Source organism: Candidatus Rokuibacteriota bacterium (genome assembly GCA_016209385.1).
Classification (GTDB): Bacteria; Methylomirabilota; Methylomirabilia; order Rokubacteriales; family CSP1-6; genus JACQWB01.
This window is the reverse complement of the sequence record JACQWB010000216.1, coordinates 1-11975: the sequence shown is the minus strand read 5'-3', so window position 1 is coordinate 11975 and position 11975 is coordinate 1. Positions and strand designations below refer to the sequence as shown.

Annotated in this window: 12 protein-coding genes; all 12 read left to right on the top strand. The window is 68.8% G+C overall.

Features of this window, described 5'->3' with window-relative positions; translation table 11 throughout:
- Positions 1-159 precede the first annotated feature (159 nt).
- Complete coding sequence (locus HY726_16145) at positions 160-1587, top strand: amidohydrolase family protein (protein ID MBI4610530.1); 1428 nt, start codon at positions 160-162, stop codon at positions 1585-1587.
- Between the two features lie 146 nt (positions 1588-1733).
- Complete coding sequence (locus tag HY726_16140; protein MBI4610529.1) at positions 1734-2051, top strand: hypothetical protein; 318 nt, start codon at positions 1734-1736, stop codon at positions 2049-2051.
- A 1-nt stretch (position 2052) separates the two neighbouring features.
- Positions 2053-3468: an amidase gene (locus HY726_16135; protein MBI4610528.1), complete on the top strand. Its 1416-nt coding sequence runs from the start codon at positions 2053-2055 to the stop codon at positions 3466-3468.
- A 4-nt stretch (positions 3469-3472) separates the two neighbouring features.
- Complete coding sequence (gene tcuA, locus HY726_16130; GenBank protein MBI4610527.1) at positions 3473-4942, top strand: FAD-dependent tricarballylate dehydrogenase TcuA; 1470 nt, start codon at positions 3473-3475, stop codon at positions 4940-4942.
- A gap of 163 nt (positions 4943-5105) precedes the next feature.
- Positions 5106-6413, top strand: coding sequence for an ABC transporter substrate-binding protein (locus tag HY726_16125; protein MBI4610526.1), 1308 nt, complete (start codon positions 5106-5108; stop codon positions 6411-6413).
- A 69-nt stretch (positions 6414-6482) separates the two neighbouring features.
- Positions 6483-7349 (top strand): branched-chain amino acid ABC transporter permease, encoded by an 867-nt coding sequence (locus HY726_16120; GenBank protein ID MBI4610525.1) that lies wholly within the window; start codon positions 6483-6485, stop codon positions 7347-7349.
- A 92-nt stretch (positions 7350-7441) separates the two neighbouring features.
- Positions 7442-8305, top strand: a complete 864-nt coding sequence (locus HY726_16115) for a branched-chain amino acid ABC transporter permease (protein MBI4610524.1) — start codon at positions 7442-7444, stop codon at positions 8303-8305.
- Entirely contained in the window at positions 8305-9039 is a 735-nt protein-coding gene (locus HY726_16110) for an ABC transporter ATP-binding protein (protein ID MBI4610523.1), read from the top strand. Before HY726_16115 ends, HY726_16110 begins: the two co-directional genes overlap by 1 nt.
- A complete protein-coding gene (locus HY726_16105) occupies positions 9039-9740 on the top strand; it encodes an ABC transporter ATP-binding protein (protein MBI4610522.1) in 702 nt (233 codons plus the stop codon). The genes HY726_16110 and HY726_16105 overlap by 1 nt, the downstream gene beginning before the upstream one ends.
- Before the next feature lie 116 nt (positions 9741-9856).
- Entirely contained in the window at positions 9857-10246 is a 390-nt protein-coding gene (locus HY726_16100; GenBank protein MBI4610521.1) for a hypothetical protein, read from the top strand.
- A gap of 342 nt (positions 10247-10588) precedes the next feature.
- Entirely contained in the window at positions 10589-11251 is a 663-nt protein-coding gene (locus tag HY726_16095; GenBank protein ID MBI4610520.1) for a hypothetical protein, read from the top strand.
- Between the two features lie 52 nt (positions 11252-11303).
- Positions 11304-11975 (top strand): hypothetical protein (locus tag HY726_16090; protein ID MBI4610519.1); only part of this gene is annotated, 672 nt, incomplete at its 3' end.

Genomic DNA, 11975 nt, shown 5'->3' with positions numbered 1-11975 from the left:
GTCGTGGAGACTGTGAAGCGCCTCGACAGCCTGAAGGATGCGGGCGAGCTGACCGCGCTGCTCGCGCCCGCCTCTTCGAGCGCGGGCTTCGCCCGCGCACCCTGTGGGGGAGGTCTCGGAGGGGGCCGTCGAGGCCCCCTCCGATAAAACGGAGGAGCCATGCTGGACCTGCTGATCCGTGGAGGCGAAGCGGTGACGCCCCAGGGGGTGGGCAACTGGGACGTCGCGATCCAGGGCGAGCGCATCGTCGGGATCGGCCTGCCCGACCCGCGGCTCGAGGCCCGCCGCGTGATCGACGCGAGCGGCAAGATCGTCGTCCCCGGCGGCATCGAGCCCCACACGCACCTGGCGCACTTCATCTCGATGCACCCGGAGGACAACCTCTACACGCTCGGGCCCGAAGACGACACGCGGGGCATGGTCTTCGGCGGGACGACGACCCACATCGACTTCTGCTTCGTCCGCCCGGGCACGGATATCCCCCGGGCCATCGAGTCGCGGGCTGCCCGCTGGAAGGGCAACTCGTATACGGACTACTCCTTCCACGTGGCGCTCCAGGGCCAGCTCCCCATCACCCTCTTCGAGCAGATCCCCGAGGCGATCGCGGCGGGCTTCCCGAGCTTCAAGGTCTTCACGGTCGAGGTCCTCCCGCCCCACCCGAAGCGCCACCCGTACCGGCTCGACTTCGGGCGGATCCAGCTCGCGATGCAGCAGGTCGCGGCCCACGGCGGCATCATGGCCGTCCACGCCGAGGACCAGGACATCGTCCAGTTCATGTACGAGAAGTTCCGGGAGGAGAAGCGGACCGAAGGCTGGCTCCTCCCGGAGGTCCACAACAAGCTCTCCGAGCTGCTGGCCTTCCGGCGGACGATCCAGCTCGCGGCCCACACCGGCGCCGCCGTCTACTTCGTCCACACCTCGGCCCGGGAGGGCGTGGAGGCGGTCGCCGCGGCGCGGGCGGAAGGGCTCCCGATCTACGCCGAGACCCTGCACCACTACGCCTGCTTCACCGCCGACGACTACCGGACGCCGCGCGGCTTCTGCTACCACACGTACCCCTCGCTCAAATACCCCGAGGACCAGGCCGCGCTCTGGGACGGGCTCGTCGGCGGCGGCGTGTCGACGACGGCAACCGACGAGTTCCCGACCTCGCTCGAGCTGAAGCTCCGCGGCAAGGAACTGGAGAACGTGACCGGCGGGAACCTCGGCGCCGAGGCGCGGATGGGGATCGTCTTCTCCGAAGGCGTCGTGAAGCGCGGAATGTCGCTCCAGCGCTTCGCCGAGGTCACCTCCACCAACGCGGCGCGGATCCTCGGGCTCTACCCGAAGAAGGGCGTGATCGCGCCGGGCAGCGACGCCGATCTGGTCCTGATCGACCCGGCGGTCGCCAAGACACTGACGCGCGACGACTTCCACGTCAGCGACTACAGCCCCTGGGAGGGGTGGCCGGTGCGCGGCTGGCCGGTGACGACGATCCTCCGCGGCAAGGTGGTCGTCGAGAACGGACGCCTCCTCGGAAGCGCGGGCGACGGCACGCTCGTCCCGCGCAGGATTTCGCCTGAAATGCTGCGCTCCCCGTCGTGCTAGGGACAATCGGAGGGGGCCTCGACGGCCCCCTCCGAGGCCTCCCCCAGGAATCAGATGCGCGGGCAAAGCTCGCGCTCGGAGTGGAACATCATGAACTCGGCGGTGTGGCTCAGGCAAGGCGCGCGGCTTATCGGGACGGCCTAGCGGTGAGCCGACCCGTGGCCGACCTTACCCCCGAGCAGGTCGCGGCCATGGCGGCGGCCTGCGGGCTGCCGATGGCTCCCGACGATCTCGCCGAGGTCACGCACCGGCTGAACGCGCTCCTCGACGCCCTCGCGCCCCTCGGCGAGCTTCCCCTGAACGAGGTCGAGCCGACCCCCATCATCGCCGAGCCGCTGGAGCTAGCACGATCGGAGGGGGCCTCGACGGCCCCCTCCGAGGCCTCCCCCGGGAATCGGTTGCGCGGGCCGGGTACCCGCGAAGCGGGTGCGCGCTCGAACGGCATTACTCCGACAGGCAGCTAGCGTGACCCCCGACCTCGTCTTCCTCGGCGCCGCGAAGCTCGCCGCCCTGATCCGGGACAAGCAGGTGTCGCCGGTCGAGCTGGTCCAGCTCTACCTCGAGCGGATCGACGCGCTGGACGGGCGGCTGCGCGCCTACATCACCGTCTGCGGTGACGCGGCCCTCGACTCGGCGCGCCAGGCCGAGGCCGCGCTGGTGCGCGGCGAGACCCTCGGCCCGCTCCACGGCGTCCCGTTCGCGGTCAAGGACCAGTTCGACACGGCCGGCCTGCGGACCACCGTCGGCTCGCTCATCCTCGCCGATCGCGTGCCCCGGGAGAGCGCCACCGCGGTCGCGCGTCTCGAGGGCGCGGGAGGCATTCTCCTCGGTAAGCTCAACCTGACCGAGTTCGCGCTGGGCGGCACCGTGCGCTTTCCCTTCGGCCAGCCGCGAAACCCGTGGAACCCCGACCACGACCCCGGCGGGTCGTCATCGGGCTCGGGGATCGCGACGGCAGCGGGGCTCTGCGCCGCCTCGCTCGGCGAGGACACGGGCGGGTCGGTGCGGACGCCCGCGGCGTGGTGCGGTGTCGTCGGGCTTCGCCCGACCTGGGGACGCGTGTCGCGCCACGGGATCTTCCCGCTCGCCTGGTCCATGGACGCCGCGGGCCCCATCACCCGGAGCGTGGCCGACGCCGCGCTCCTCCTCCAGCTGATCGCCGGCCACGACCCGAAGGACCCGTTGACCAGCCGGCGCCGCGTCCCCGACTACCGCGCCGCGCTGAGGCACGAGGCGCGCGGGCTCAGGATTGGCCTCATCCGGGAGCTGACGTCGGGCGCCGACACGGACCCTGAGGTCTCTGCCGCGGTCACCGAAGCGGCGCGAGCTCTCGAAGGGCTCGGTGCCGTTGTGGAAGAGGCCTCGCTCCCGCTCCTCCCGCTGGCGGGCGCGGTGTTCATGGCGCTCGCCGACTCCGACGGCGCGGGCCTCCATCAGGCCTGGCTCCGGAGCCGGCCGCGCGACTACGATCAGGGCACCCGCCGCCGACTGCTGACCGCGAGCCTGATCCCGGCCACGGCGTATCACCAGGCGGCGCGCGCCCGCGCGCTGATCCGCCGCCAGCTCCTCGAGGCGTTGACACGCTTTGACCTCCTGGTCTGCCCCACCGCCCACCAGGCCGCGCCCCCGATCGCCGCGGTCGCGGCCCCGATCACCTCCCGCGCTCAGGTGGCCGGGCGCTTCTTCACGCGCCGCTCCTACGTGGCCCCGGCCAGCCTCGCCGCCATCCCGGCCCTCGCCGTGCCGTGCGGCTTCACGCGCTCCGGGCTGCCGATCGGCCTCCAGTTCTTCGGCCGCCGCTTCGATGAGGCGACACTTCTCGGGGTCGGCCACGCTTACGAACAAGCGACGGGCTGGTCCCTCCGCCGCCCGCCCCTCTGATCCGATGCCGGATTACGACGTGATCGTGGTCGGCGCGGGCAATGCCGCCATGGCGGCCGCGCTGTCGGCATGTGAACACGGCGCCGGCCGTGTGGTCATGCTCGAGAAGGCGCCGGAAGACCTCCGGGGCGGCAACACCTATTACAGCGGCGGGCTCCTCCGGTTCGCCTACGAGCGCGCCGAGGACCTCCTCCCGCTCGTGCCCGACGCGGAGCGCGAGCTTCCGGGCTTTCTCGCCGGCGTCGAGCCCTACCCACCGAAGCGCTTCCGGGACGATCTTCAGCGCGTCACCGAGGGCCGAACGGATCCCGAGCTGGCCGAGATCCTCGTCGGCCGCTCCTACGACACGGTGCGCTGGATGGCAAGCCAGGGGATCCGCATGGAGCCCGCCGTCTCGCTGAGCGCCGTGCGGGTCGGCACGACGCTCAGGTGGTCGCCGGGTGCCGTGATCCGCGCGAAGCACGAGGGCGTGGGCCTCTCGGAGATCTGGTTCACGCTCGTCCTGGAGCGCGGCGTGGAGATCCGCTACGCCGCCAGCGCCGTGCGGCTCGTCCAGGACTCGCGCGGCCGCGTCAGCGGCGTGGTCGTCCGCGATCCCGAGGGGCTCAGGGAGCTCACGGCCAGGGCGGTGGTGCTCGCCTGCGGCGGCTTCGAGGCCAACCCGGAGTGGCGCGCCCGCTACCTCGGCCGCCCGTGGGACCACGCCAAGGTCCGGGGCACCCGCTACAACACCGGCGACGGGCTCCGCATGGCGCTCGACATCGGAGCCCTCCCGCACGGCCAGTGGACGGGCTGCCACTCGACGCCCATCGACGCCGGCGCCCCGCCCTACGGCGATCGCGCCCTGACGGACAAGACGAACCGCCTCTCCTACCCGTTCGGCGTCCTGGTCAACGTCCGCGGCCAGCGCTTCGTCGACGAGGGGGAGGACTTCCAGCTCTACACCTACGCGCGGCTCGGCGCGATCATCCTCACCCAGCCGGGCGGCGTCGCCTTCCAGGTCTTCGACGCCAAGGTCAGCGACCTCCTCGAACCGCGCTACAGGACGGCCACGCCCGTCGTCGCGGCCACGCTCCGCGGGCTGGTGGACCAGCTCCCCGTCGAGCGCGCAGCGTGCCTGGAGACGCTCGACGCCTACAACGCGGCGGTCGAGGCGGGTGGCTTCGATCCGACCAGGCGCGACGGCCTGAGAACCAAGGGGCTCGAGCTCCCCAAGTCGAACTGGGCTCAGCGCCTCGACGCGCCGCCGTTCAGGGCCTACCCCGTCACCGGCGGGATCACCTTCACGTTCGGCGGCGTGCGGGTCAACGCGCGCGCCCAGGTGCTGAACACGAGCTGGGTGCCGATCCCCGGGCTCTACGCGTGCGGTGAGATGGTCGGCGGGCTGTTTCACACCAACTACCCCGGCGGATCAGGGCTCGTCTCGGGCGCCGTGTTCGGACGGATCGCGGGAGCCCACGCCGCCTCCGAGTAGCGCCCACCACCGCACCCGAGCCCTGAGCCCGGCCGCACTCCTCGCTGCGCTCGCAGGGCTCACATTGACGCATGAGTGTCTTTGCGAGTAGTTTTACTCCAGCGGGCGGGCGCCTGCGCCGCCCGAGTGAGGGCCAGGAGGGAGGTCCACCGTGGAACAACAGATCTCCAGGCGGGAGGCCATAAAAGCGGCGGCCGCGCTCGTCGGCGCGGGGGTCGCCGGCCGCGTGGCCGGTGCGGTGCCCCTCGCGTCAACGCCGCGGGCGGCGGCGCAACCGGCCACCGCCGGGGCGCGAAAGGCGTTGAGGGTCGGCTTCCAGGTCCACCGCACCGGGATCGGCGCCGTCTACGGCAGATGGTACGAGCGGACAGCGACCGCGGCGGCGAACCTGATCAACGAGATGGGAGGCATCGCCGGGCGGCCCGTTCAGCTCGTGGCCGAGGACGATGGGACGGACCCCAAGCGCGGTGTCGAGGTCGTCGAGAAGCTCGCCGTCCATCACAAGGTGGACTTCATCTTCGGGACGCTCTTCTCGCACGTGGTCATCGCCTCGGCCCCGCGGGCCGGCGAGCTGAAGATTCCCTACTTCGCGGTCAGCGAGGGCTACCACGTGCCGTCGGGCAAGCTGAACCGCTACTGCTTCCAGCCCGGGATCACCGACGTCCGCTCCCAGGTCACCGCCGTCGCGCCCTGGATCGTCAACACGCTCGGCAAGAAGGTCACGATGATCTTCCCGGACTACGCCTTCGGCTACGACCACCGCGACTTCTTGGGCCGGGCCGTCGCGAGGCTCCGCGGCACGATCCGGGCCCTGCTCCCGATCCCGCCGGCCGAGACCTCGTTCACCAAGTACTTCGCGCGCGTTCCCGCGGACACGGAGGTGCTCTACCACGTGATGGTGGGCCCCGGCGTGCTCACGTTCGTCAAGCAGCTGGGCGAGCACTTCGGCGCCCGGAAGCCCAACCTGTTCGGGTTCATCGACTCCCTGGAAGGGGTGGACTTCGCGAGCCCGGGGCTCGAGTTCCTGGACGGGACGTACTTCTGGGAGGCCTTCCCGCGGTACGCCGGCGGCTACCCCACGCCCTACGAGCGGTTCTACCGGGAGCGGGTCGGCGTCAACGACGCCGGAGCGAGCGTCCAAGACCCGGGTGACGTCGCGACCTACTCCCACATGTTCGGGTGCTGGGAGACCCTGTTCGTGATCAAGCAGGCGGTCGAGCAGAGCGGCTACCGGGACCCGACGCCGCGCGATTACCGGGCGCTCATCGAGACGCTGGAAAGCTTCCAGTGGTTCAACGAGGGCATCCAGCACCCGCAGGGGCCGAAGAAGTTCGTCGGCCAGATCCATCAGAGCTTCGGCCAGCAGTTCATCTCGAAGGTGGAGAACCGCCGGCTCAAGGTGGTCCACCGGACCCGGATCGAGGACTCCCTCTATCAGCCTGAGGCGGACTACACGCGGCAGCCGCTCTGAGGACCGGACCGGCGCCGCGCGCACGCCCGTCCCCCGCGGTTCCCTCACCGCTGCCTCTGCCACCCATCCGTGAGCGTCGGCGGTCATCTCTTTCTCGCGCTCCTCGAAGGGACGGTCGCCGGCATGGTCCTCGCGCTCACGGCGCTCGGCCTCTCCCTGGTCTTCGGCGTGATGCGCATCGTGAATGTGGCCCACGGCGAGTTCTTCATGGTTGGGGCGGTCGTCGCCTGGTACGCGTCAACCGTGACCGGCCACTTCGTCGTCGCCCTGGTGGCAGCCCCGCTCGCCGCTGCCGGCATCGCCGTCCTGGCGGATCGGCTCGTGCTCTGCCGGGTCGAGTACCGGCCGGAGAGTACGATCGTCGCGACCATCGGGCTCCTGTACATCATTCAGCAGGCCGTCCTGACGCTCTACGGCCCGTACGCCCGCCCCGTGGTGCCGCCCTTCGACTTCCGCGTGGAGTTTCCCGAGTTCGGCTACTCGGGGTACAAGCTCGTGATCGCCGCCGGAGCCGGGCTGCTCCTGTGGGGCACGTGGCTCCTGGTCTCCAGGACCACGCTGGGCCTCTACATGCGCGCCACGCAGCAGGATCGCGACATGGCGCAGGCCTTCGGCGTCCCCGTGTCGCGGATCTACACGGTCGCCTTCGCGCTGGGCGGGGCGCTGGCCGCGGTGGCCGGGGCGTTGATCGTTCCGGTCCAGCAGGCCCATTACCTGATGGGGCTGGACGCGCTCCTGATGTCCTTCGTCGCCGTCATCCTCGGGGGACTCGGCAGCTTCAAGGGCACCGTCCTCGCCGCCTTCCTGATCGGGGTGAGCGACGGAATCGTCTCGGTCTTCTTCTCCCCTACGCTCGCCAAGATCGTGGCCACCCTCCTGGTCGCCCTGGTGCTGGCGCTCCGCAGGGGCGGCCTCTTCGGAGAGGCCGAGGCGTGAGCTCCACCACGCGGCCCGTGCTCACGCTCCACGCCGGCGCGCTCGCCCTCCTGCTCGCCCTGCAGTTCGTCCTCCCGCCGTTCCACCACACGATGCTCGCGCGCATCATGCTGCTCGCCGCGTACGCGATCGGCTACAACGTCCTCCTGGGCTACACCGGGCTCATGAGCCTGGGCCACGCCCTGTTCTTCGCCGCGGGGATGTACGGGACCGGGCTGAGCGTGTACTACTGGGGCTTCCCGCCGGCCCCGGCGCTCGCGGTCGGCATCGCGGCCAGCGTCCTCCTCGCCGCCGCCGTCGGCTGGATCGCGCTCCGCACCGCGGGCGTGTCGTTCCTGATCGTGACGATGATGTTCGCCCAGGCCTTCTACCTGGCCACGCTCTACTTCAACACGATCACCATGGGCGAGCAGGGATTCGTCCTCTCGGCGCAGCTCGCGCCCCTCAGGCTGGGAGGCCGGGACTTCGCCTTTTCCGATCCGGTCGTCAAGTACAACGCGGCGTTCGTCGTCTTCGCCCTCTGCCTGGTGCTCACCGTCTGGCTCACACGGTCCCCCATCGGCCGGATCCTCGTCGCGGTCAGGGAGAACGAGGGGCGAACCCGGCTGCTCGGGTACAACACCTTCAACTACAAGCTCCTGGCGCTGCTGATCTCCGCCGGAATTTCCGGAGCCGCGGGGGCGACCTACACGCTCGTGTTCGCCTACGTGGGCTCGTCGTTCGCCTCGATCCTCTACTCGATCTACCCCCTGCTGTGGACGCTCCTCGGTGGGGCCGGAACCACCCTGGGCCCGCTCGTCGGTACCGCTGCGATGACCTACGTGGTGGACATCGCGAGCGAGCTCACGTCGAGCTACCTGCTCGTGGTGGGCGCCGCGCTCGTCGCCCTCGTCGTCTGGTTTCCCGCCGGCGCGATGGGTCACCTCCGGTCCCGGGTCTGGCCGTGGCTTCCGTGATCGGGCTTCTCGAGACGCGGGCGCTTTCCAAAACCTTCGACGGCCTCCAAGCCGTGAGACCGGTGGACTTCCGCCTCGACGCCGGCGAGATCAGGGCGCTGATCGGGCCGAACGGGGCCGGGAAAACGACCCTCGCCGGCATGCTCAGCGGCCGGATTCGCCCGACCTCGGGAGCCGTCCTGTTCAAAGGGCGGGACATCACCGGGCTCCAGGCGTGGGATCGGGTCGGCCTCGGGATCGTCTGCACATTTCAGGTCACCAGCATCTTCAAGAACCTCACCGTGTCTGACAACGTGGCGCTGGCGGTCCAACGCCGGCTGATGCGGAGCCTCCGCGACAGGATCGCGCTCAGCCGGACCGTGCTGGCCGAGCGGGTCGAGGCGGCTCTGGCCGACGTCGGCCTGGCGCCCGCCCGCGATCACCAAGCCGGCTCCCTCGCTTACGGGCACCAGCGGCTCCTCGAGCTGGCGATGGCGCTCGCCCTCGAGCCCGAAGCGCTCATCCTGGACGAGCCCACCCAGGGCCTGGCGGCTGACGAGATCACGCTGGTCTGCCAGCACATCAGGGCGATGGCGAAGGCGGTGACCGTCCTCCTCATCGAGCACAACATGGCGGTCGTCCTCGACCTGGCGGGGAAGATCACGGTCATGGACCGGGGGAGCATCATCGCCGAGGGGACGCCGGCCGAGATCGAGGCCCATCCCGACGTCCAGCGCGCGTATCTGCGTGGGTGATGCTGACGCTCGAGCGCGTCAACTGCTACTATGGCGACGTTCACGTGTTGAAGGACGTCTCGCTCAGTGTCTCGCCCGGGCACGTCCTCTGCCTCCTGGGCAGGAACGGCGCGGGCAAGACGACGACGCTCAGAGCGATCATGGGCCTGGTCAGGCCGAGGCCGGGCAGCATCAGGCTCGACGGGCGCGAGCTGACCGGGCGACCGCCCGACGAGATTCCCCGCCTGGGCATCGCCTATGTGCCCCAGGGCCGACGCCTGTTCCCGTTCTTCACGGTCGAGGAGAACCTCAGGATGGGGCTCTTGCTGGCCGAGGACGGCAAGGAGACGCTCGGCTGGGTGCTCGATCTCTTCCCGGTGCTGAAGGAACGCCTGCGCCAGCGCGCGGGCACGCTGAGCGGCGGCGAGCAGCAACTGCTGGCGACGGCCCGAGCTTTGTGCGCGGGCCCGAGGTTTCTGCTCATGGATGAGCCGAGCGAAGGCCTCATGCCGAGTCTCGTCCGCACGCTCCTGGACACCATCCGAGCGCTGAGGGCCCGCCAGGTCGGCATCCTCCTGGTCGAGCAGCGGATCGACGTCGCCCTTGACGTGGCTGACCGCGTGGCGCTGATGGCCGACGGCCGCGTGGGGCACGAGGCCACTCCCCAGGATCTGGCGTCACGGCCCGACGTGTGGCTGAGATATCTGGGGGTCAAGCGGTGAGCCGCGAGGCGCGTCGAGGTGCTGCCACGTCAGCCGGAGTAGGACGGTCAGGAAGACCGGGGAGGCGCCGGCTCCCGGTTCGGGTCAGGACGATCGAAGAGCGCGCGCTCCCCCTCGTGAAAGAGCTGGTCCGGATCGCCCGGGGCTCGAACCCGCCCGCGGTCAAGCTGGAGGGTGCCCTCGAGATCCTCTTCGGCGCCTTCAGCGGGGGTGACGAGCCATTCCGTCAGCTCCTCCTGGAAGGCTGGCTCCGCGGACGCAAGGAGAAACCCTACCGGCTCGCGCTGGCCTGGCTCCGCGAGCAGCTCCGCCTCTGCGTCGAGGAGGTCCTGACCGCAGGCGTGTCGGCCGGAGCCTTCAGGCAGGACCTAGATCCCGCGGCCTTCTCGGCCGTCTGCGTCAACGCGGCCGAGGGCTGCCTGCTCCAGACCGAAGCCGGGGGCGGAACGGTGCCGCCCGATCAGCTCGTGCGCACCCTCCTCGCCCTCGCCGCCAGAATTTCCTAAGACGCGTCTGCCAATCCGTCCCGGCCTTCGCCTCTTTCCCGATAGATCCTGAAAACCAAAGTCTAAGGGAAGGTTTGTCCGGGCCGTCGGCACCCGATAAGCGACTTCGCCACGCGCTAGCAGAACGCCGCAAATTTTCTGCAAATTTTCCTCTTGACACACTTGATTGTTACGTGTACTCGTTCTGTTACTTGTGCACTGTTTAACCGTTTCGGACCTCGGGGAGGCTGCGATACCCCTTGATCCGGCGCGATGGCCTTTCGCCCTCGTTCACCATGAAATGGCCGGCGAGGGCGTCTGCATTTGGTTCTGCATTTGGTGCAGATTAGAGGAGGGCGAGCGATGGAGATGAAGTATTTCCTGAAAGCAACGGTGCTGTTCCTGGCCGTTTTTGTTTTTCTGGTCTCTCTCGCGCCATCGGCTGCGTATGCGCAAACTCTCCAGCTGCCAAAGGACATAGCGGTTGTCGACAACACCGGCAAATTGGTCGGCAGCAACATCAGCGCCGGCCCTGGCTCCGCCATGGCCGTGTTCCAAGTCACTCATCCGAGCTTGGCCGACCCTGTCCTGGTCACGCTACAGGTGGGGCAAGATAGGTTCTTTGGCAGTGGTCAGATTGGCTTCATGTCCGACAACTGTACTGGACAGCCATTTTTTGTCGTTGGTCCCTTTGCTCCTTTTGGCTTCATAGGAACAGGGTTTTTTGCCCAGGTATTCGGCCCAGGCCAGACGACAAACTTCACATTCGCCCCAGGCCAAGCAGTTTATATCCCGGATCCCAATCAGCCCATCCAAACCGGCGTTACTCTGGGGTCTTTTTTTACCTTCGGTCCTGGTCCGGCGCAACCGTGCACTCCTGCTTTTACCCCCGCTCCTGGTACTCCTGCTCAAACCTCTGACGTAAGGCCGGTACTTGAATTGATCACCCTGGTTGGGGGCACACCACCCGGGCCGTTCACCCCGCCGTTTAGCCTGCGGGCTGCGTTCGAGCTGCTCCTCCCCTAGTGTCGGTGGACGCTGAAGTGGGTAGAACCCTGGACCGAGGGAGGTTGCGGGGATGATCGGACAGCGCCTGAAATCACTGCCCAGGATGCTAGCGCTTCTCAGCTTCTTGGGAGTTGCTCTTGTTGGAGTACCCGAAGCGAAGTCACAACCAGCACCTTCTGGTGGCCTCTTTGGCGTCGCCATTATCGGCGGCACTCCCAAGTTGGTAAGCATTGATCCTATGACAGGGGCGGTGACCCATCCGGTGACAGCAGCGGCGAACGACGGGGTGAGTTTTCCGGGTACGCATCCCCGTGCCGCCCAGGGCATCTCAGCCTTGGATGCCGCAACCCACCGGTACTTCTCCGTCATGGAAGACTCCACCGCCAGCACGTCCACCCGTCGGTTGGTCGTGATCAATACGCAGACCGGGGACCTGGAAGTGGACCCCCCGGCGGCCCTCGCCCATCCCTTCGCCTCCCTTGAGTTCGACCGGGGAGTTGGCCCAACCGGCACCCTCTTTGGCGTCGCGATCATCGGCGGCACTCCCAAGTTGGTAAGCATTGATCCTTTAACAGGAGCGGTGACCCATCCTGTGACGGGAGCGGCGGACGACGGGGTGAGTTTTCCGGGTACGGGTCCCCGTGCCGCCCAGGGCATCTCAGCCTTGGATGGCGCAACCCACCAGCACTTCTCGGTCATGGAAGACTCCACCGCCACTGGGTCCACCCGTCGTTTGGTCGTC